Here is a 21148-nt window from a genome sequence, read left to right as displayed (position 1 = left end):
GCGCAACGGCTGAGGATAGACCGAAACCAAGCAGGCCCAACAGGATGGATGCGAGTTTTATGGATCTCGTGGTCATCATCATCAGCATTTCCCTCGAGAGCGCAGGGCTTGCGAGCCGGTGGCTACAAGCAGCTTATGGGACAAGATCACGACAGCAAAGTTTCAAATCCTGCTCACTCAGTCACAAAGTGCAAGTCAGGGCGCGCTCTGAAGAGCGCGGCTGGCGGTCTGCAAAAGCGCAAACTGTGTTGTTCACGGTTGCCCAGATCTCCCCACCCAAATTTGCCGTTTCCCCTGCGCTCCCTATATCCTGCGCATGGCCGAAGCCTTCGAGCCAGCGAGGTTTTCGTGGTTTTACTTTCTTCCGTATCCCGCTTTGCGCTCTCTGTGATCCTTGCTTGCGGGCTGGTTGCGGGGGTTGTCATCGTGCCGGAGGCGGTGGAGGGGGTTGCGGTGTTGCGGTCGGGGGCGAGCGAGGCGGAGATTGTCGCTTATCGCCTGCGCGGGGTTCCGGCCACTGCCTACCAGGATGCGATCGGCAAGGCGCTTGGCGATGACGATCCGGATCTGGCTGCAAGCCTGTTGGCACTCGCCGATAGCCGTGATGTCATCATTCCAGCCGATCTTCGGCAGCGTGTCGCGGCGGCACAGGGTTTTGATGCCGGACGCAGCCTGCGGGATGCCTGGAGCGGGCTTGCCGGCGGTGACGCCAGGAGCCCCGAGGCGCTGGCGGGTGCCGTTACAGCAGATCTCACCGGCATCAGCGACGCCCGCGACCTGGTGCACGAAGGCCGCTCCTATATCAATGGTGAGGCCTACAGTCCGCTGACGATGGGGCTTGCCGCCGCAGGGCTGGTGATTACGGGCGTGACGATCGCGAGTTTCGGCATGGCATCGCCGGCGCGGGTCGGCGTCACGGTGCTGAAGGCCGCCGACAAGGCGGATTTGCTGCGGCCGCCATTCCGCCGAGCAATGACCTCGGTGGCGACTGATCTTATCGACGCGAACGCTGTGCGGGAAACGGTCGATCTTGCCTCCGCCGGCGATCTTGGCGCGGCCCGGTTGACGCTCTCCCGTTCGGTGCGTGCGAAACCGCTGGCGGCGCTAACGACCACCGCGACCGAACTCGGCGCCCTCGCGAAGGGCGCGGGCTACCGTGCCACGCACGATGTGCTGAAGCTTGCGGACAGTCCCGCCGATATCTCGCGTTTCCGGCGGCTTGCCGAAAGCTTCGGCCCGCGGTTCCGTGGCGCGCTGGTGCTGGTCGGCGGTGCCGCTTTGACCGCGGCAGGCCTTCTTGCAACCGTATCCGGCTGGCTTTTGGCGGGGCTGATGTGGGTGCTGGCAGCGGTATTTGCGGGGTATCGCATTCTCCGCTGGCTATGGCGGCTGGGCCGCCCGCGACAGTCCCTGTCAGCGTGATGCGAATTGGCCTATACACGGTCCGGGACGATAAAAGGGCAAGACGACAGGTGCGGGCATGGGGATAAGGCATCCCCGGCCATCGGCAGTACAGAAATACGGGGGATAGGCGATGTTCCAGGAAACCATGATTGCACATGCCGACAAGGCGGAGTTCTACCATGCGCTGCAGGCGCAGCTGGGCGGCCTGCTTGCCGGCGAGACGGATGCGATTGCCAATGCTGCCAATACCTCGGCGCTGATCTTCCAGATGCTGCCCGATATCAATTGGGCCGGCTTCTATTTTCTCCAGTCGGAGGACGAATTGCTGCTCGGGCCTTTTCAGGGCAAGCCTGCCTGCGTGCGGATCGCCGTGGGCCGTGGTGTGTGCGGGACGGCGGTGGAGAAGGCGCAGACCATGCTGGTCGAGGATGTCCATGCCTTTCCCGGCCATATCGCCTGCGATGCCGCTTCGCGCTCGGAGCTGGTCGTGCCGTTGATCCGCGATGGCCAGGTGTTCGGGGTGCTCGATCTCGACAGCCCGCTGCCGGGCCGTTTCGACCGTGTCGATCAGGCCGGCATCGAAGCGATGGCGGCGATCTTTATCGGTGCGACGGCTTGGGATGGCTGACAACCATCGTCGCCTGTGATTTGGGGGTAATCGGCTGAGAGGAATGGGTTCGTGACGAAAAGGGCGGGAAGCGCGGATCTGCCGCTGCATGGTGGTCGTGTGCCGCCGTGGCTGGGGCAGCGCATGACACGGCTGGGTGCGCTGATCACCGAGGCCATCGTCCAGCATTACGGTCGCGACGAGTTTCTCAGCCGACTTGCTCATCCCTTCTGGTTTCAATCCTTTGGCTCGGTGATGGGGATGGACTGGCATTCGTCCGGTATCACCACGAGCGTCATCGGAGCGCTGAAGCGCGGGCTGGCGCCGATGGCCGGTGAACTGGGCATCCATGTCTGCGGCGGTCGAGGCGCGCAATCGCGCAAGACGCCGGACGAGCTGATGGCCATCGGGCGGCGTGTCGGCATCGATGGCGCAGCACTGGCGACGACCAGCCGGCTCGTCGCCAAGGTGGACAGTGCAGCGCTGCAGGACGGCTTCGATCTCTATCTGCACGGCTTCATCGTCACCGACGACGGCAAGTGGGTGGTGGTGCAGCAGGGCATGAACGGCGAGGCGAGGCAGGCGCGGCGCTACCATTGGCAATCGGCCGGGCTCGAAAGCTTCCTCGATTCGCCGCACGCCGCTATCGAAGGTCATAGCCTCGGCGAGATCGTCAATCTTGCAGACCGGCGAGCGGACCAATCGCGCTCCGGCCAGCTGGATCTGCTGGCCTCCCTCGGTCCCGACCGCATCCTGCGCGAAGTCATCGATCTCGAGGCTGCCGGAAAACCGCGCAAACTATCCGATCAAATGACGCTGCCGCATCTGATAATGCCCGCCCATCACGATGTTCGGCAGGAGGATGTCAACATGCGACGGCTGCATGGCGCGATAGCTGCTGCGGCCGATCGTGGTCCGAAGGACTTTTCGCAATTGCTGCTGGTGCCCGGTGTCGGCGCGCGCACGGTGCGGGCGCTGGCCATGGTGGCGGAAGTGGTGCACGGCGCGCCCTGCCGGTTTTCCGACCCGGCGCGTTTCTCGCTCGCCCATGGCGGCAAGGATAGGCATCCGTTTCCGGTGCCGCTAAAGGTCTATGACGAGACGATCAACGTGATGAAATCGGCGGTGCGCAAAGGGCGCCTCGGTCGTGACGAGGAGATGCAGGCGCTGAAACGGCTCGACGACCAGACACGCCAGCTGGAGCGCTACGTTACCGGCCCCGATCTGAAGGAGATCGTCGCCGGCGAATTCCGCCGCTCGGCGGAGTGGGGCGGCCGGAGCGTCTTCGGCTGGGAATCAGCCGAAGACAGTGTTGAAATTAGGGATGCTGAAAGCGGCCGCCGCAAGGCTGATCTTAGCTAGGCGGTCAGGGCCTTCTCGGTAGGCTCTTCGACCGGGGTCTGGTTGCGTTCCGAGCGGAAGGCTGCGGAGCGGGCGTAGGCAAGCTTGCGCATCCGCATGATGCTGCCGAGCGGACGGTGAGCGGCAAGGCCGTTCCAGGGGCGGAAGGACATGCCGTCGTTGATCTCGCGGTCGCGCTCTTGCGTCCAGGACGGCTGCGGCTCGACCGTCAGGGTGGCGACCGTGATAAACGGGCTTTTTTCCTCGTCCCAGACGGCAGCGGCATCCTCGATCGACATCTCCTCCGCGTTCGAACAGAGCTGCACCTGAAACTCCCAGACCGCCTTGTTTCTGCGGAAATAGTCGGATACGGCCTCGCGCAGCCCGTCTGGATTGTGGTTGAGATCCAACTCCTGGCCGGTCAACGCTTTCAGCTCTTCGGATTGTGGAACGAGCGCGAACTTGGCGACATAATCGCCGTAGCGAAGGGGAAGCTGTGCAAAGAAACTTTCGCCGAGGATATTCGTCTCGGGGTGGCCGCCCAGCGAGATGATCGAGGCGCTTTTTGCTCCTACAGCCTCGATAACGCTTTCGATGCCACGCAGGACTTTTGAGGCAACTTCCTTCAGGCTGTCGGCATGGTCCGTGGTTGCCGCCAGTGCCTTGAGGTTTAGGAGAAAGGCCTTTGCACTCGACGCGTTGAACTGCTTGCCGTTGACCATCAGGAAATCCTGGGATGCGCTGTCGTCTTCCGGGTCAAGCCTCGGGCCATCGACATCAACGATTTTCAACGCCAGACCGCGCGGTGTCGAGACGCTGTCATGGAGAATGTCTCCGGGCGTCGTCGATAGCCGCACGAAAGCCTTGTAGCTGGCAGGCTTTGCAAACAGGCCCTGCGCCAGTTCGGGCGGCAGGCCGTCCATGACCCGGAACTCGCCTTCCAGCAGGCCGTGGCTCTTAGCATGGACGCTGCGGATGGCATGGCCTCCGTCGCGGTAGGTCTTGTGCGAGATCGACAGCATGGTGTCCGCCAGTGCGCGGGCGGTCTCCGGTTCGTCCTTTTCGACGGTTTCCAGATCGTCGCGGTAGGCCTGCGGATTGTGCGGTGGGCTCTTTGTCATGGGGTCGTCCTCAGGCTGGCATCGTTTGGTCGATAATCTTGTCGATGGTCACGGGCAGGTTTCGCTGGCGCTTGCCAGTGGCGTGGAAGATCGCGTTGGCAATCGCCGCGCTGACGCCGACGAGACCGATTTCGCCGAGGCCCTTGATGCCGATGGGGCTTGCCTTGTCGTCGAATTCCTCGACAAAGATCACATCGATATCGTCGATGTCGGCATGGGCCGGCACGTGATATTCGGCAAGGTTGTGGTTCATGATCCGGCCGCTGCGGTGGTCCCACATGCCTTCTTCATGCAATGTCATGCCAATCCCCATGACGACGCCGCCGAGAATCTGGCTGCGTGCCGTTTTCGGGTTGAGGATCTTGCCGGCAGCGATCGCACTGACGATGCGGGTGACACGAACGACACCCAGTTCCGCATCGACACGCACCTCCGCAAACACTGCGGAATGGGCGTAGCTGATGAACTTCATCATCTGCATCTTGTCCGGTGCCACCGAGCCGTCGCCCTCGAGAGACGACAGCCCCTCGGCGGCAAGGAGATCGGCGATGGTCGCTCCCTTGGTTTCGTCCGTCTTCAGCACCAGGCGGCCCTCGCGGATGACGACATCGCCTATCTTGGCGTCGTCGAGTGGCGATCCCTTGGTCTTCTGTGCCAGCGTCAGGATCTGCTGGATTACAGCCTGACAGCCGGCCTGTACGGCTGAACCCGTGGAGGCGGCTGTCCAGGAGCCACCCTCGACCGTGGTCGTCGGCAGGGTGGAATCGCCGATCTGAACGACGACCTGGTCCATGGCAACGTCGAAGGCTTCGGCGGCGATCTGCGTCAGGATCGTGTAGGTGCCGGTGCCGATATCGCTGGCTGCCGCTTCCACGACGATCTGGCCATTGCCGGTGTAGCGAACCTTGGCCTCGGCGGGGCTGAGCATCGCGTCCCAGAAGCCTGTGGCCATGCCCCAGCCAACCAGTTCGTTGCCGTCGCGCATCGAGCCCGGCTGCATCTGGCGCCTCGACCATCCGAAGCGTTCCGCACCCTGCCGGTAGCAGGCATGCAACGCCTTGCTGGTCAGCTGCTTGTCGTCGTTCTGGTCGAAATGGATGAAGTTGCGGGTCCTGAGTTCGAGCGGATCGATGTCGATCTCATAGGCGAGTTCGTCCATCGCAGATTCCAGCGCGAACAAACCGGAGGCGGCGCCCGGGGCGCGCATGTCGCCCGGTGTCATCGTGTCTAGCTTGGCGAGTTCGTAGCCCAGCTTGACGTTCTCGCAGCGGTAGGCGAGCCCCGACCAGTTGACGACGACTTCCTGGTAGTCCTCGAACTGCGACGTGCCGGAAACCACGTCGTGCATGACGGATTGCAGCTGGCCGTTGGCATCGGCGCCAAGCGACACCGTCTGCAACATCAGCGGGCGGAAGCTGAGATAGAACATTTCGCGACGTGTCAGTTCCAGACGCACGGAGCGCTTCAGCTGCAGGCTTGCCATGACAGCGAGGAAAAGCTGGTGGCGCGGGCGCAGGCCGGCACCGAAGGCGCCGCCGACATATGCGTTGATGACGCGCACGTCGTCCTGCTCCAGCCCGAAGACATTGCAAACGAATTTTTGCGAGTTCTGCGAGCCCTGCGTCTTGTCGTAGATGGTCAGCTGCTTGTCATTTTCCCACAGCACGGTGGTGGCAAACATCTCCATCGGATTGTGGTGTTCACCTTCCAGCGCGTAATCCGCCGATACCTTGAAGGGCGCCGATGCATAGGCTTCTTCTGCCTTGCCGCGGGGCTTCGGGGGAGGTGCTATGCCGTTTCTCTTGGTAGGCGGCACGTAGCTGTTGCCGCGCTCCGCCTCGATGTCGGTATGCGCCTCGGCTGCCTCGTATTGTACCTTCACCAGTGCCGCCGCATCGCGGGCGGTCTCGAATCGATCGGCGACGACGAAAGCGACGGGCTGGCCGTCGAAGAGGATCTTGTCGGAATCGAGCGGTCGGAAGGGATGGCCCGGGGCTGCGGTATCGTCCTGCCACTTCTTGTCCGACGTGGCGACGTCCATCCGGTTTTCGTGGGTGAAGACCTCCACGACACCGGGAAAGGCCTTCGCGGCCGTGGTGTCGATGCTGACGATCTTGCCGACGGCTATGGTGCTCAGCACGACGGCGCCGTGCAGCAGGCCAGGTTCGGAATATTCGGCGGAATACGTCGCCTGGCCAGTGACTTTCAGCCCTGCGTCGACGCGCGGGACGGGATGGCCGATATGGCGTGTGTTGGTGCTCAAGGGGCTCTCTTTCATGCGATCGCCTTTACGGACTGGACCTGCGGGGTTCCGGCAACGGCCTGCCTCAGGGCACGCAGGATGGCCTTCTCTGCCAGCGGTATCTTGAAATCATTGCTGCCCTGGCCCTTTGCGGGTGCAAGCAGCGTAGCGGCGAAGGCGCGGAAATCGGCCTCCGAAGGTTGGCGCCCGATGAGCGCTGCCTCGGCCTGCCTGTCACGCCATGGCTTGTGGGCAACGCCGCCGAGCGCGATACGGGCGCCGGATACAACACCCCCGTCCATGTCCAGCGACACGGCCACGGATACCAGCGCGAAGGCATAGGAAAGACGGTCGCGCAGTTTCAGGTACGTGTGATGGGTGGTGCTCGGCTTGCCATCGATCCGGATGCCGGTAACAATTTCGCCGTGCATCAGCGTGTTGTCCTTTTCCGGCATATCGCCGGGAAGCCGATGGAAATCGGCGAATTCGATGGTGCGTTCGCCGTCCGGGCCGGTGACCTCGACAACCGCATCGAGCGCCGCCAGCCCGACGCACATATCGGATGGATGGGTTGCAATGCAGCTATCGCTCGTGCCGAGAATGGCATGGATCCGGTTGAGGCCGCCGATGGCGGAACAGCCGCTGCCCGGCTCGCGCTTGTTGCACGGCGTCGACGGGTCATAGAAATAATAGCAACGTGTCCGCTGCAGCAGGTTTCCGCCCGCTGTGGCCGCGTTGCGGAGCTGCGGGGAAGCGCCGGCAAGAATTGCGCTGGAGAGCAGCGGATAGTCCCGCTGGATACCTTCGTGATAGGCGATGTCGCTGTTGGATGCGAGTGCTCCGATCCGGTATCCACCGTCGGGCAGCGCTTCGATGTCTTTCAGCTGGAGGCCATTGATGTCAACGAGCACGGAAGGGGCGACAACGTCGTATTTCATCAGATCGACTATGTTGGTGCCGCCAGCGATAACCTGCGCACCGGCGTTCGATGCGAGTGCGGCAACCGCTTCGCTGACGTTGGCGGGCTTGATGTATTCGAACCGGTTCATTCGGCTGCCTCCCGGTGGTCTTCAAACAGCACGTCTTCGACCGCATCGGCGATGTTGGTGTAGGCTCCGCACCGACAGATGTTGCCACTCATGAGCTCGCGGATTTCTGTTCGGTTGCTGGCCTTGCCCTCGTTGACGAGGCCGATGGCGGAACAGATCTGGCCGGGGGTGCAGTATCCGCACTGCAGGGCGTCGTTTTCGACGAAGGCGCGCTGCATCGGATGGAGATTGTCGCGTTCGCCGACACCTTCGATGGTGGTGATTTCGGCGCCGTCACGGGTGACAGCGAGGATGAGGCACGAATTCAGGCGAACACCGTCAATCAGCACCGTGCATGCGCCACATTGGCCGTGGTCGCAGCCCTTCTTCGTTCCGGTCAGATGCAGATCTTCCCTCAGGAGATCGACCAGTGTCGTCCAGGGCGCCACCTGAAGATCATGCTTTTCGCCATTGATGGTGAGGACGACCGGCACCGTGAAGCCGGACGGCGTTGGGGATCGGTTTTGCATAGGAAACCTTTCAGTGGGACAGGGGTCAAACCTCAAAAGGCGCAGTTTGTTCCGAAGACGCTCACCGGTTGCAGAGCAAATAAAAAAGGCGGCCCGCTTGAGGCCGCCTCCCGGATCAATTGCAAAGCTGGCTCAGGCGTTGAGCGCCATGCGTTCTTCGTCCTCGTCGCGCTGACGGCCGCCGATGGCGCCGGCTACACCGGCGATGAAGGCGCCGACAAGCAGGGACAGGGCTCCAAGAAGAGCAACGACCGATGCGCTCTTGCGAGCCTTGTCGGTTGCCTGCTGCGTGGCAACCTTGGCATCGTCGATACGCTTGAGGACGGTATCGACGCGGGCTTTGGCGTCGGCATCGGACAGGCCGGCGCGCGAGGCGACCACCTGCTGCAGATAGGTGCGGTCGTCAGGCGAAATACCGCCATCGGCCGCGCCAGTCAGCAAGATGCGCGACACTTCGGCAGTGACGTTCTCGTTGCTGTCGCTGCCGGGAGCAGCCTGAGGACGCGAAGGCCGCAGCAGTGCATCGGTGTAGTAGGCAGGCGAGAAGGTGCTTGAAGACTGGGAAGCACTCGAGGCAGCAGCGGAACCAGCCGTTGCTGCAGCACCGCCGGCGACAACTGCCGTTGCCTGCGCGCCAGCACCGATAACGGAGCTGACAGCCGAGCTCAACAGGCCGGCGACGACGATCGTTGCCACTGCCCATGACAGAAACCCATGGGCAGTGTCACGGAAGAAGACCTCGTAAGTATGGACGCCGGTCCATTTCGTGCGAAGCCGGCCGGTCAGGTACCCACCGACGCCAGCCGAAAGCCACTGGATGACGATGAGCCATACGGCTGCAGCGACGCCGACAGTAGCCGCCGACGAGCTTGCGTTAGCCCAAGGAGACACCATCGTCAGGCCAAGGCCGGAGCCGACCAGCAGAAGTATCAGGGTGATCGCCGTGGCAGCCACGGCACCGGCGATCACCGGTGCCCAGCTTACGGCGGAGGCCGACGATTCGACTGGGGCAGCCGCCTCGTAGCCGGTTGTTGGAATGGTCACTGCGACCTCCTATCGAACGAATAGGAGAATGATGATGATGAGCGGAATCGGAATGCCGAGCAACCAAAGCAAAATACCACGACCCATAATAACCTCCTGCCAGATGACTGGCCTTATGCATTTATCTTGAGTTGCCGCAAATGTGGCGCGACCAACCGTAGCAGGAACTAGCAAGTGGAAAGTTGGTTCCTGATTTCATGGCAAAAGTTGCAGCTCGCCTTGTGGCTTGCCCAAATGCGGCAAATATCCCACGGGTCGGAGTTAACAGCCCGGCAAGCTGAGCAAATTTGTTGAAAATGTGGCGATTGCGGGTAAGGTCTGTGCTTCAGGGATCGAAGGCGAGGGCGAGTGATGACGACAACGACGGACTGGCCCAAGGAAGGCATTCAATCCAGCGATCTCGGCATGCTGCAGGCGGTGCTCGACGCCTGGTGCGTGGACAAGTCTGTCGACATCCACAGCCCCGATGCTCAGGTGGCCGCACGTTCGCTGATCGACTGGTACGAGTTCGGCATCAGCGACCCCGCCGAACTCAGGACCATGCTCGAGGGTTGAACGGCTTACGATGATCGCGGACGTGGGGCGATGAGGTCGCACGCCATTCTCAGTCCGATCGCGTCGATACAGATGTCGTTTTCCGGCCGGGGTGCCATCGGTGTTGCTGCGTTGACGGCAAACATCTGATCAAGTCGATCGATGTGCATGGGCACAGCTGCCCAGAGGACGGGACGTCCGATGTCTATGATGTGAACTGTCGTTTGCCGGCCCCTGAGCGAGACATCCGCCACCGCCATGCCCCAGGTGACTGCGCCGATCGCCAGGATTACCTGAAAACCGAGATCTGCAGCTTCGCGCGAGGTCATGAGCATGGATCGGGCCTCCCGGCGTGGACTGCAATCATTGCAGCTATTTACCGGGCATCCCTATGCCAGCGCGATTGCTACTTCCAGCCGCTTCCGCTGTAAACCTTAACGCGTAACCACAAGGGAAGAGGGTACGCCCGAGGCGTGCATTGCGTCGACGCCGCGCCACCCTATATCGTGAAGATAGCCCGGCAAGGCGCCGGGCACGGTGGAGGAATGGACATGCCGCAAAACCCGATGAAGATCCCCGGACCCGACCACCCCATCTCGATCGAGCAAACGAACGATCATGTCGTCGTTACGGTGGCAGGCAAGACAATCGCCGACACGCGCCGCGCGCTCAGCTTGCGGGAGGCGTCATATCCGCCGGTGCTCTACATACCCCGCGAGGACGTCGACATGACGGCGTTGCAGAGAACCGATCACAGCACCCATTGTCCCTACAAGGGCGACTGTTCCTACTACAGCATACCCGGTGGCGGCGAGCGCTCGGAGAATGCGATATGGACCTACGAGACGCCCCACGAGGCAGTTGCAGCCATAAAGGGCTTCATGGCTTTCTATCCCAATCGCGTCGATGATATCAAAATCACCCCGGCGACGTGACAGCATATGCCCCCACGGAGGCGCTCAGCCGGTGCGCTGCATCAACTTTCATCAGCATGATATTCTAAATAAGCTCTTGAAAGTGAAGCGTAATCGACGAACTGCCCATTGGGGGCTTTCCTAATCCTGATTAATCTATAGACTCGGTCGTGTTAGTTGGCCAACGGGAATACGTTTCGTTACCCATGTTGCCGGCCTTACCGGAGGTCCTCGGACCTTCATAGAAGGAGACAGCCATGACCAATGTACTGCCAGCCCTCCATGACGGGCACGCACCGATCACCCTGCAGCAGCTTTTTCGCGAAGCTATCCATGCTTTCGAGGAATGGGGCGCCGACAGCTCCGAGCCGCTGGTCACCTTTGAAGGCCGGATCTTTCCGATCAGTGCCGCCTTCGAGGCGATGCGGGGTTGCACCGACATCATGCCGAGCAACCTGCTCGGCGCGGTGACCGAGCGTCTCACAAAACCCTGGGAAGGCGAAGGCCCGCTCGACACGATGACATTTTCGACAGCCGCCCGCGTAATGAGCGTCCTGGTGCGCAAGCGGCTTCTGGCCGATGACAGCGCAGTGCCGGTTGCCGCAGTGGCCGAGCGCCAGGCGGAAGATATTTCCGACCGCTAGGTCGGTTCGGGATGGATTGAAAGGCCGCCGGTTTGCAAAGACCGGCGGCTTTTTAGTGTCGTGAAAAGGGCACTCCCGACCTCTCTGTGCGCTTGGCGATCTTGCACGCGCGACCCATCTGTGAAAATATTCTTCACATAAGAACAATCCGCATGGGCGCCTGCTGGATTTTGCGGCCCGTTAGCGCCAGCGCCCAGTCGCTGATTCCAAGGAGCAGCCGCCATGACGCGTATCACCGATCTCCGCGTATTCGACATCCGCTTCCCGACCTCGCTCAGCCTTGACGGATCCGATGCGATGAACCCCGACCCGGACTATTCGGCGGCCTACGTCATTCTCGAGACCGACCAGCCGGGCCTTTCCGGCCATGGCCTGACATTCACCATCGGCCGCGGCAACGAGATCTGCTGCATGGCAATCAAGGCGATGGCGCATCTGGTTGTCGGCACCGATCTTGCGACTGTGCTCGAAAATCCCGGAAAATACTGGCGGCACCTGACCAGCGACAGCCAGCTTCGCTGGATCGGCCCTGAGAAAGGCGCCATGCATCTGGCAACCGGCGCCGTCGTCAACGCGGTCTGGGATTTGCTCGCCAAGCAGGCGGGGAAGCCGGTCTGGCGGCTGGTCAGCGAGATGGACGCCGAACAGATCGCCGATATCGTCGATTATCGCTACCTGACCGACGTGCTGACGCGCGACGAGGCCGTGGCTTTGCTGAAGAAAGCCGAAAGCGGCAAGGCGGAGCGCATCGCCACCCTCGAACGCGACGGTTATGCCTGCTACACGACCTCGGCCGGCTGGCTCGGCTATAGCGACGACAAGCTGCGACGTCTCTGCCAGGAAGCGATCGATGCCGGTTTCAATCATATCAAGATGAAAGTCGGCCGCGACCTCGAGGACGATATCCGTCGCCTCACGATTGCCCGCGAGGTCATTGGCCCCGACCGCTATCTGATGATCGATGCCAATCAGGTCTGGGAAGTCGGCGAGGCCATCGACTGGGTGAACCAGCTGGCCTTTGTCAAACCGTTCTTTATCGAGGAGCCGACCAGCCCGGACGATATCGCCGGCCATCGCAAGATCCGCGAAGCCGTGGCGCCGGTGAAGGTGGCGACTGGGGAGATGTGCCAGAACCGCATCATGTTCAAGCAGTTTATCGCCGAGGGGGCGATCGATATCGTGCAGATCGATTCGTGCCGCATGGGCGGTCTGAACGAGGTGCTGGCTGTGCTGCTGGTTGCGGCCAAATACAATCTGCCGGTCTGGCCGCACGCCGGTGGCGTCGGTCTCTGCGAATACGTGCAGCACCTGTCGATGATCGACTACATCGCGGTTTCCGGCACGAAGGACGGCCGTGTGATCGAATATGTCGATCATCTTCACGAGCATTTCCTCGATCCCTGCATCATCAAGGACGCTGCCTACATGCCGCCGAGCATGCCGGGCTTCTCGATTGAGATGAAGCCGCAATCGATCGAAACATACACATTCCGCGGCTGAACGCGTTTCAGGCCTGCGGCGGGCCGCGGACGAGAGGAGCGTTCGCGGCCATTGCGGTTTTTTCCGTTACTCGCCATGTTTCACCGAGACGCGCCCGGGGAGTGGCGTCAGACGACAGGAGATTCTATGCCCACCACACACCGGCCGCTGGCCATCAGCGCGCCCGAGCCGCGCACGCTCGAACTGATCTTCACGCCGGAAGCGCTAGCGCATCTCAGGGCGACATACGAGATCGTCGAAGCCGACCCGGAAAACATCGCCGGCCTTGGCGACGATATTCTCGGCAGGGCTCGCTACATCATCGGTCAGCCGCCGCTTTCCCATGAAACGCTCGACCGGATGCCGCAGCTGCGCTGCATTCTGAACGTCGAGAGCAACCTGATGAACAACATGCCCTATGACGTGCTGTTCCAGCGCGGCATCCATGTCGTGACCACCGGGCAGGTGTTTGCCGAGCCCGTGGCCGAGATCGGTCTCGGTTTCGCTCTCAGTCTGGCGCGCGATATCGTCGATGCGGACGTCGCGTTTCGCGAAGGCAACGAACTCTGGGGCGGCGACGGCAATGCCGGCGCCCGCCAGATCAGTGGCTCCGATATCGGCATTGTCGGCTTCGGCGATCTCGGCAAGGCGCTGAACAGGGTCCTCAGTGGCTTCAGGGTGAAGATAAAGGTCTACGATCCCTGGATGCCGCGCTCCATTCTCGAGGATTTTGGCGTGCAGCCTGCCAGCCTCGACGACGTGTTGGCGAACAGCGATTTCGTCTTCGTAGTCGCGTCCGTCACCAGCGAGAACAAGGGCTTTCTTGGTGCCGAGGCCTTTGCCGGCATGCGCAAGGGGGCGGCCTTCATCCTGCTCAGCCGCGCTGACGTCGTCGATTTCGACGCGCTGATGGCCGCCGTAGCCTCGGGCCACATCGTCGCTGCCAGTGACGTCTATCCGGAAGAGCCGCTGGGCAAGGACCACCCGGTGCGCCGTTTGAAGGGCTTCATCCGCTCCGCACACCGCGCAGGCGCGCTGAATAGCGCCTTCAAGAAGATGGGCGACATGGTCATCGAGGACATGGACCTCATGGACCGAGGCCTGCCGCCGATGCGCTGCAAGCGCGCCGAGCGCGAAACGGTATCGCGGATGCGCTCCAAGCCGGTGACGAAGAACTGAGGGGTTGGATTTAACGCCGGTGCTCGGATTTCTTGTAAGGCAGCCCGGAAGCCTACGGCTCATCTCCCCTCCCCCTTGTGGGGGAGATGTCGGCGTCGCCGACAGAGGGGGGCGTCTTGCGTCGAACGACCTAACTCAGCAGTGTCTCAGACCACGCTGTCCTCGGCTCGATGCGTCTTATCCAGCCAAGCCCGCACGATCCCCACATCGTCATCGGTCAACTCGTGGCCGTGCGGCACGATCCGGAGCTCGACGTCGGCACCGGCAGTGGCAAGTTCGGTGCGCAGCGTCTCAGCGTAGCGGCCGTAGTCGTCGAATTCGCCCGAGATCATCAGCACGTCCACATCACTCATATCAGCCTGCGGACGCTGGTCGAGGACCGGCATCGAACGCAGCAGTACGACACGGTGGATCACGTGCGGATGGAGCGACAGCATTGCGTTGAGGAGGTTGGCGCCATTGGAATAGCCGAGGTAGACGGTTCTTTGAGCCTTGAGACCATAGGCCTTGATAGCGCCCTCGATGAAGGCGGCAAAGGCTTCGGCCTCGCTGACGATATCGCTCTGGACGAAGGTGAAAGGCGTGAGGCGCAGGAACCAGCGCGGTAGCGCGTCCTCTTCGGCGCAGCCGCGTACTGCGAGCAGCGTGGCGCGCGGTACGATGCGGTTGGCAAGCGGCAACAGGCTGGTTTCGTTGGCGCCGGAGCCGTGCAGCAGCACGATCACGCTGCCGTCGGCGTCTTCGGGCGTATAGAAGCGGTGGACGAAGGGCAGGTCGCGATAGATCACCCTCGGCTCGCCGGGCATCGCAAATTGCGGCATCAGCAGTGTCAGTTCGCGCTCCCGCTCGATATTGCCGGCCGGGAGGAACAGTTTCGTTCCGAGTGTACTGCTCTCCTCGTCGATCAGCATGCCGGGCGTATCGGTCGCGAGTTCGAACAGGATACCGCCGGGCTCGCGGACGTAGAGCGACCGGAAATACTTTCGGTCGTGGACGTTGACGGTGCCCGAATTTGAATCCTGCAGAGTGCCGAGAACGGCCTGCAGTTCTGCATCGTCGTTGGCGCGGAAGGCGACGTGATTGACGGTGCCTGTTCCCGGCGCGCTCGACCAGAAGCCGGCGGCATCCCGGACATCAATGATGTCGCCGGGCTCCGAGACCATGCGGCGGATGTTGCCGGCGGTCGCCTGCGGCCGGTAGCCGAAATGTCGTTCGAGGAAAGACTGCGTCTCCCCGGGCTTCTCGGTAAACAGAGTCGCGCCGCGCAGGCGGCGGATGGCGTGTTCCCCGGGAATGCCGTCCGATGCCCATGGCGTGCCGGCGTGCAATCCGGTGTTCCCGACCAGCTTGACGATCATGCCATCCGGGTCCTTCAGCCGCAGCACCGGTTCGCCGAATTCATCCATGGGCCCTTCCACCTTCAGGCCGAAGGTGAGGGATCGGGTTAGCCAGAAGCCGATGCTGAGGGGATCAATGGCAAGCGAGATCTCGCCGGTCTGTCCGTAGCCGGCGCGGCCGGGCGACCCGTCTTCCCAGACGAGGAAGGTTACCAGCGAGCCTGGCGAGCCGCTGGCGTCACCGTAAAACAGGTGCAGTTGCGTCGCATCCTCGAAACCGCCAGTACGCTTAACTAGCCGCAGCCCGAGGAAGCCCGCGTAGAAATCGACGTTTGCCTGCACTTTGCGGGTAATCAGCGTGATGTGGTGGATACCGGCGACCATCTCTGCTCCAGGGCTCTGCCCGCTTTGCGACCTGAGCTCATCTAGACCGGAAGGAGGGTTGGCATCAATGCGCCCGGCGAGCCCTCAGTGTTCACTGATCGGCGACGGACGCTTGCTCTTGTAGCCGCTCATTTCGGCGCCGGCGGTCTTCGAAAAGCGGGAGTTCCAGATCGTCGCGCTCAGCGAAATCAGCGTGACCACGATGAAGGCGGCTGAAAAGTCGTTGAGTTCGGCCTGCTGGTGATCCTGGATGAACATCGAGCCGTGCAGCGCCAGGGCTGCGACGCAGATGCCGAGCGACAGCATCAGTTGCTGGAAGGTCGTGTAGAAGCTGGTGGCAGCACTCATCCGGTCTCTGTCGATCTCGTCATAGGCGATGGTGTTGTAGGCCGTGAACTGGAACGACATGAAGAAGCCGCACAGCATCAGGATCACGAAGATCAGCGGCATCGGCCAATCCGGACGGAAGGCGGCGCAGGTGCCGTAGCCGAGCGTGCCGATGACGCCGAAAACCATGAGGCTGTTGCGGAAGCCGAAACGTTTCAGCACCTTTGATTGCAGGGCTTTCATGGCCATGGAGCCGATGGCCGTGGCGATGACGATCCGGCCGGCAGCGGCTGCCGACATGCCGAAGCCGAGCTGCAGCATCAGCGGGATCAGAAACGGTTGTGCCCCTTGAGTGATGCGGGTCAGCGAGCCTGCAATGACGGACGCCCCGAAGCTCGGCACCCGCATCAGCGAGAAATCCATGATCGGCGACGGATGCTTCTTGGCGTGTCTGAGATAGGCGATGCCGAACAGCACCCCTATCGCAATCAGCATGATGGCCATGGAGCCTTCGCCCGAGCGGCTGGACATCTCGAAGCCGAACAGCAGGGAGCCCAGCGAAATGCCGGACAGGATGAAGCCGGAGAGATCGAACGGTCCGTTCGCCGGTCCCTTGACGTCCTCGATGAAGATGCTGACGAGCACGAAGCCAAGGATGCCGATGGGCACGTTTATGTAGAAGATCCAGCGCCAGTCGAGGTAGGTGACGAACATGCCGCCCACCGGCGGTCCGACGATCGGGCCGATCAGCGCCGGCACCAGCAGCCAGGACATGGCCGAGACCAGATCCTTGCGGTCGACGCTGCGCATCAGCACGAGACGGCCGACCGGCATCATCATGGCGCCGCCGATCCCCTGGATCAGCCGGGCGACCACGAGGAAGGACAATGTCGGAGCCTGTGCGCAGAGGATGGAGCCGAATACGAACACGGCTATGGCGCTGCGAAACACGGTGCGCGAGCCGAAGCGGTCGGCGATCTTGCCGCTGGCGGGAATGAAAATCGCCAGGCTGAGCAGATACGATGTCAGCGCGATGCTCATTGCCGGCGGGCTGACGTTGAAGTCGCGCGCCATCGTCGGCAGGGCCGTTGCCAGCACGGTGGCGTCCAGCTGTTCCATGAACATCGAACTGGCGACGATCAGCGCAATCGTACGGAAATTTGGTGCCGCCGGCCGGGAGGCGGACGGATAGGTCTGATCCGACATCGTCGGTTATCGCTCTCGGTGGTGCGGTGGGAGCCCGGGGGCAGACCCGCAAATCTGGTAACGGCGCAAGAGCCGCATTTGAACCGGGCCGGTATACGCCTCGTTTTCCAGCTTTGCTATATGCAATTATGCAGATCAACCCCGCAAAACTAGAAAGGCAGACTTATTTTGCAGACCTGCAACAGTTTTGCCCGGATCTGGCAGGCGACGGCCGGATTTTGCCGGCAGATACCGCGCTAGTAGCCGCTCGCCGTGCCGGAACCGGCCCTGCTGTCCATCGCGCCGTTGTAGCGCGCACCACCGCCGGCCGCGATCTCGGCAACGCTCTTGCCGCCGACCAAGATGCCGGCTGCCTGGCCCCAGATCGGCCAGTCCTTGTCGACCGCGACGTTGTAGCCCATGGCGGCAAGCAGCCGCATCGTGTCGGGTGACAGCGCGTAGGGCTCGGTGAAGACCTTGTCCGGCAGCCACTGGTGATGGATGCGCGGTGCATCGATGGCCTGGCGGATATCCATGCCGAAATCGATGACGTTGACGATCGTCTCGAGCGTGATGGTGATAATGCGGGCACCGCCAGGGCTGCCGATGACCATGAAGGGCTTGCCGTCCTTGGCGATGATGGTCGGGCTCATCGACGACAGCGGCGTCTTCTTCGGCTGGATGGCGTTGGCCTCGCCCTGCACTAGGCCATAGAGATTGGGCACGCCGGGCTTGGAGGTGAAATCGTCCATCTCGTTGTTGAGCAGCACGCCGGTACCGGGTGCGACGACGCCGGCGCCAAACGAGCCGTTCAGGGTATAGGTGACGGCCACGGCGTTGCCGTCATTGTCTATAATCGAATAATGGGTGGTCTCGTGGCTCTCGCCAAAACCCTTCGGCATCAGGTCCTTGGAGACGCCGGCGCGGTAGGGATCGATGCTGTCGCGGATCTGCTTGGCGTAGCCCTTGTCGAGCAGCTTTGCGACCGGGTTGTCGACGAAGTCGGGGTCGCCAAGGGGCGCGTTGCGGTCGACATAGGCGTGGCGCATGGCCTCGACCATCAGATGTACTGTTTCTGCCGAGCCGTAACCGAGATAGGACAGCGGATAGCCTTCGAGCACGTTGAGGATTTCGCAGATGATGACGCCGCCGGAGGAGGGCGGGGGCGAAGAGACGATCTCGTAACCCCGGTAATTGCAGGTGACCGGTGCGAGTTCGCGGACCTTGTACTGGTCGAAGTCTGCCTTGGCGAGGACGCCGCCCTTGTCCTGGCTCGCCTTGACGATCGCATCTGCCGTCCGGCCCTTGTAGAATCCGTCAGGACCGTTCTCGGCAATCTGCGACAAGGTGGCGGCGAGGTCCGGCTGGCGCAACTGGTCGCCGACCGCAAACGACTTGCCATCTTGCTTGACATAGATGGCAGCCGCAGCCGGGTCGCGCGACAGGCGCTTCTGGCCGCCGCCGAGTTCGACGACATCGCCTTGGTCGAGCGTGAAGCCTTCCTGGGCATAGCGGATTGCCGGCCCCATCAGCTCCTCGCGCGATTTCGTGCCGTATTTTTCGCGCGCCGTCTCGAGGCCCATCACCGATCCCGGCACGCCGACGGCAAGGTAGCCCTCGGTGCTGGCGCCTTTGACGACGTTGCCCTTGTCATCGAGATACATCGTCTTGGTGGCGGCAAGCGGCGCCCGCTCGCGGAAGTCGAGAAAGGTTGTCCTGCCGTCCTTCAGGCGGATGGTCATGAAGCCGCCTCCGCCGATGTTGCCAGCTGTCGGATAGACAACCGCGAGGGCATAGCCAACCGCGACAGCGGCATCGATAGCGTTGCCACCGCTTTTCAGGACTGCGACCCCGACATCTGTTGCCAGGTGCTGGGCCGTGACCACCATGCCGTGATCTGCCTTCACCGGTTGCGGGGAAGCTGCAGAGGCCGGCATCACTGCTATCAGGTCGAGCGTCAGGATCAGGGCGGTCAGGGTCAAGCGCTTGGCAGTCAGGTGCATGTCGTCGGTTCTCCGAAACAGGATAAACGCCAGAAGAGCGCTGCCTTCCCCATATGTCCAGTCATAATTGAATCGGAAGTAATGGCGATACCGTCCTGTGGCGCAGGGATGTGAGTCGCTTGAAAATCGGCTGGTGAACAGCTGTATGGTGGAGCTTGTCTGCAGATTTCAACAATAGAAACGTTATTTCTCACGGGCTACTTATTGTATTTTTACTATCGATTAACGCTGTTGAAAAAATTTAATGTGTCTGGACAGGCCGGGCTCTCGCAAAATTTCCAAACTAGGGCAGTCTTGTTTCGAGACAGAACGCGGTTTGCGGGAGGGCGACATGATCGTCACCAGGCTTGAGCAGTGGAAGACCGAGAATCGCCTGCCATTTCTTGCGCGTCCCGCCAAGAAAAGTCCCGTCACCAAAATCGAATGCGTTGGCTGCCACAGCCATTTCTTCCGCTGGACATCCACCGCCGCTGCCTATGGTCGATGCGACGATTGCTCCAAATCCTAAATCAATAGGCCCGCAGGGTTGCTGCGCTAGCGGATCAGGATGGCGCGGAAATCGTTTACGTTGGTGCCGGTCGGACCCGGGGCGAAGATATCGCCGATGGCGTGAAAAGCCGACCAGGCGTCGTTGTTGCGTAGGCGATCGGCGGGCACGATGCCAGCCGCGCGCATGCGGACAGCGCTGCTGCCGTCCGCAAAGGCTCCCGCATTGTCCTCGCTCCCATCGATACCATCCGTATCGGCGGCGATGGCGTCGATGCCCTCAAAACTGTCGATATCGATGGCGAGAGACAGCAGGAATTCCGAGTTCCGGCCACCCTTGCCGTCGCCGGCCACCGTCACCGTGGTCTCGCCCCCTGACAGAAGCACGACGGGTTTTGCGAACGGGCGATTGCGCGCCGCTATTTCGCGGGCAATGGCAGCATGCACACGGGCCGCCTCGCGGGCCTCGCCTTCTATCGAATCGGACAGGATGGCTGCTTCGATGCCGAAGGCGCGGGATGCGTTCGCGGCTGCTTCCAGCGAAACGCCTGCCGAGGCGATCACGTGGACTTCGTTGCGCGCAAAACGCGGGTCGTCGGTGGCCGGTGCATCGGCTTGCGGGCTTCCGATGTGCGCGAGGACATTGGCGGGAAGGGCGAGAGAATATTGCCGGATGAAGTCCAGTGCGTCGGAGCGATCGCCGGTACCGGCAATCGTCGGGCCGGAGGCCACGAGCGCCGGGTCGTCGCCCGGGATATCGGAGACGACAAGGGTGACGACCTTGGCGGGATAGGCGGCGACGGCAAGCCGGCCGCCCTTGATGGTCGAGATATGCTTGCGGATGGTGTTCATGACGGAGATCGGCGCGCCGGATGCGAGGAGGGCGCGGTTGACGGCAATCTCGTCGTCAAGCGTCAGCCCTACGGCCGGCGAAGGCAGCAGCGCCGAGCCGCCTCCCGATATCAGCGCAATCACCAGATCGTCGGCACTCAACCCCTGCACCAGACGCAGCAGCCGCGTCGCGGCATCGAGCCCAGATCTATCGGGGACGGGGTGCGACGCTTCGACGATTTCGATGCGCTCGCAGGCAACGGCAAAGCCGTAGCGTGTGACGACGAGCCCTTCCAGCGGTCCGTCCCAGCAGCTTTCCAGCGCTGCGGCCATCTGCGCCGAGCCCTTGCCTGCGCCGATGACGATGGTTCGGCCTTTCGGTTGCCGTGGAAGATGGCGGCGGATGCCTGCCAGTGGATCGGCCGCAGCGACGGCCACATCGAACAGGGCTGTGAGAAAGGCGCGGGGATCGGTGACGGTCATGGTTGTCTGCCTGATGTCGTTAACACGGGCATGAACCAACGCCGC

Annotated in this window: 19 protein-coding genes; 8 read left to right on the top strand and 11 right to left on the bottom strand. The window is 62.1% G+C overall.

What is annotated here, in order from left to right:
- Positions 1-348: 348 nt before the first annotated feature.
- The 3 genes from J5274_RS17440 (at position 349) to J5274_RS17430 (ending at position 3373) form a co-directional block, all read left to right on the top strand.
- Positions 349-1422, top strand: coding sequence for a hypothetical protein (locus J5274_RS17440; protein WP_142830718.1), 1074 nt, complete (start codon positions 349-351; stop codon positions 1420-1422).
- Positions 1423-1534: 112 nt separating this feature from the next.
- Positions 1535-2032, top strand: a complete 498-nt coding sequence (locus J5274_RS17435) for a GAF domain-containing protein (protein ID WP_142830720.1) — start codon at positions 1535-1537, stop codon at positions 2030-2032.
- Between the two features lie 51 nt (positions 2033-2083).
- Positions 2084-3373 carry a DUF763 domain-containing protein gene (locus J5274_RS17430; protein ID WP_143123190.1) on the top strand — a complete coding sequence of 430 codons (1290 nt, stop codon included), beginning with the start codon at positions 2084-2086 and terminating at the stop codon, positions 3371-3373.
- Here the strand turns inward: J5274_RS17430 and J5274_RS17425 are convergent.
- From J5274_RS17425 to J5274_RS17405, 5 genes are all read right to left on the bottom strand, one after another.
- Positions 3370-4473 carry a catalase family protein gene (locus J5274_RS17425; RefSeq protein ID WP_142830724.1) on the bottom strand — a complete coding sequence of 368 codons (1104 nt, stop codon included), beginning with the start codon at positions 4471-4473 and terminating at the stop codon, positions 3370-3372. The genes J5274_RS17430 and J5274_RS17425 overlap by 4 nt on opposite strands.
- A 10-nt stretch (positions 4474-4483) precedes the next feature.
- The gene (locus tag J5274_RS17420; RefSeq protein ID WP_219274699.1) at positions 4484-6751 is read right to left on the bottom strand and encodes a xanthine dehydrogenase family protein molybdopterin-binding subunit; all 2268 of its coding nucleotides are present in this window, start codon (positions 6749-6751) and stop codon (positions 4484-4486) included.
- On the bottom strand, positions 6748-7764 hold the full coding sequence (locus tag J5274_RS17415; protein ID WP_142830727.1) for a xanthine dehydrogenase family protein subunit M: 1017 nt from the start codon (positions 7762-7764) through the stop codon (positions 6748-6750). Before J5274_RS17415 ends, J5274_RS17420 begins: the two co-directional genes overlap by 4 nt.
- On the bottom strand, positions 7761-8273 hold the full coding sequence (locus J5274_RS17410) for a (2Fe-2S)-binding protein (RefSeq protein WP_142830729.1): 513 nt from the start codon (positions 8271-8273) through the stop codon (positions 7761-7763). The genes J5274_RS17415 and J5274_RS17410 overlap by 4 nt, the downstream gene beginning before the upstream one ends.
- Positions 8274-8405: 132 nt before the next feature.
- Positions 8406-9317 carry a hypothetical protein gene (locus J5274_RS17405; protein ID WP_142830731.1) on the bottom strand — a complete coding sequence of 304 codons (912 nt, stop codon included), beginning with the start codon at positions 9315-9317 and terminating at the stop codon, positions 8406-8408.
- Positions 9318-9668: 351 nt separating this feature from the next.
- Between J5274_RS17405 and J5274_RS17400 the strand changes: the two genes are divergently transcribed.
- Positions 9669-9872 carry a hypothetical protein gene (locus tag J5274_RS17400; RefSeq protein ID WP_142830733.1) on the top strand — a complete coding sequence of 68 codons (204 nt, stop codon included), beginning with the start codon at positions 9669-9671 and terminating at the stop codon, positions 9870-9872.
- A gap of 5 nt (positions 9873-9877) precedes the next feature.
- Here J5274_RS17400 and J5274_RS17395 read toward each other — a convergent pair whose 3' ends face one another.
- Positions 9878-10186 (bottom strand): hypothetical protein, encoded by a 309-nt coding sequence (locus tag J5274_RS17395; RefSeq protein ID WP_142830735.1) that lies wholly within the window; start codon positions 10184-10186, stop codon positions 9878-9880.
- Between the two features lie 216 nt (positions 10187-10402).
- Between J5274_RS17395 and J5274_RS17390 the strand changes: the two genes are divergently transcribed.
- From J5274_RS17390 to J5274_RS17375, 4 genes are all read left to right on the top strand, one after another.
- Entirely contained in the window at positions 10403-10786 is a 384-nt protein-coding gene (locus J5274_RS17390; RefSeq protein WP_142830737.1) for a DUF427 domain-containing protein, read from the top strand.
- Between the two features lie 236 nt (positions 10787-11022).
- Entirely contained in the window at positions 11023-11409 is a 387-nt protein-coding gene (locus tag J5274_RS17385; protein WP_142830739.1) for a hypothetical protein, read from the top strand.
- Between the two features lie 222 nt (positions 11410-11631).
- Positions 11632-12909 carry an L-fuconate dehydratase gene (locus tag J5274_RS17380; RefSeq protein WP_143123188.1) on the top strand — a complete coding sequence of 426 codons (1278 nt, stop codon included), beginning with the start codon at positions 11632-11634 and terminating at the stop codon, positions 12907-12909.
- A gap of 126 nt (positions 12910-13035) precedes the next feature.
- Positions 13036-14067: a hydroxyacid dehydrogenase gene (locus tag J5274_RS17375; protein ID WP_142830743.1), complete on the top strand. Its 1032-nt coding sequence runs from the start codon at positions 13036-13038 to the stop codon at positions 14065-14067.
- Between the two features lie 146 nt (positions 14068-14213).
- Here J5274_RS17375 and J5274_RS17370 read toward each other — a convergent pair whose 3' ends face one another.
- The 5 genes from J5274_RS17370 to J5274_RS17350 all read right to left on the bottom strand — a co-directional run bounded on the left by J5274_RS17370 (position 14214) and on the right by J5274_RS17350 (position 21103).
- Entirely contained in the window at positions 14214-15788 is a 1575-nt protein-coding gene (locus J5274_RS17370) for an alpha/beta fold hydrolase (protein ID WP_219274698.1), read from the bottom strand.
- An 84-nt stretch (positions 15789-15872) separates the two neighbouring features.
- Complete coding sequence (locus J5274_RS17365; RefSeq protein ID WP_142830747.1) at positions 15873-17321, bottom strand: MFS transporter; 1449 nt, start codon at positions 17319-17321, stop codon at positions 15873-15875.
- A 236-nt stretch (positions 17322-17557) separates the two neighbouring features.
- Positions 17558-19303: a gamma-glutamyltransferase gene (gene ggt, locus J5274_RS17360; RefSeq protein WP_142830749.1), complete on the bottom strand. Its 1746-nt coding sequence runs from the start codon at positions 19301-19303 to the stop codon at positions 17558-17560.
- 283 nt (positions 19304-19586) lie between these two features.
- On the bottom strand, positions 19587-19742 hold the full coding sequence (locus J5274_RS17355) for a hypothetical protein (protein ID WP_153816486.1): 156 nt from the start codon (positions 19740-19742) through the stop codon (positions 19587-19589).
- A gap of 95 nt (positions 19743-19837) precedes the next feature.
- On the bottom strand, positions 19838-21103 hold the full coding sequence (locus J5274_RS17350; protein WP_142830751.1) for a glycerate kinase: 1266 nt from the start codon (positions 21101-21103) through the stop codon (positions 19838-19840).
- Positions 21104-21148 lie beyond the last annotated feature (45 nt).

The sequence above is a fragment of the Rhizobium sp. L51/94 genome (assembly GCF_019355555.1).
Lineage (GTDB): Bacteria > Pseudomonadota > Alphaproteobacteria > Rhizobiales > Rhizobiaceae > Rhizobium > Rhizobium rhododendri.
The sequence above is the reverse complement of the archived record's forward strand: the minus strand, read 5'-3'. Positions and strand labels throughout refer to the sequence as shown.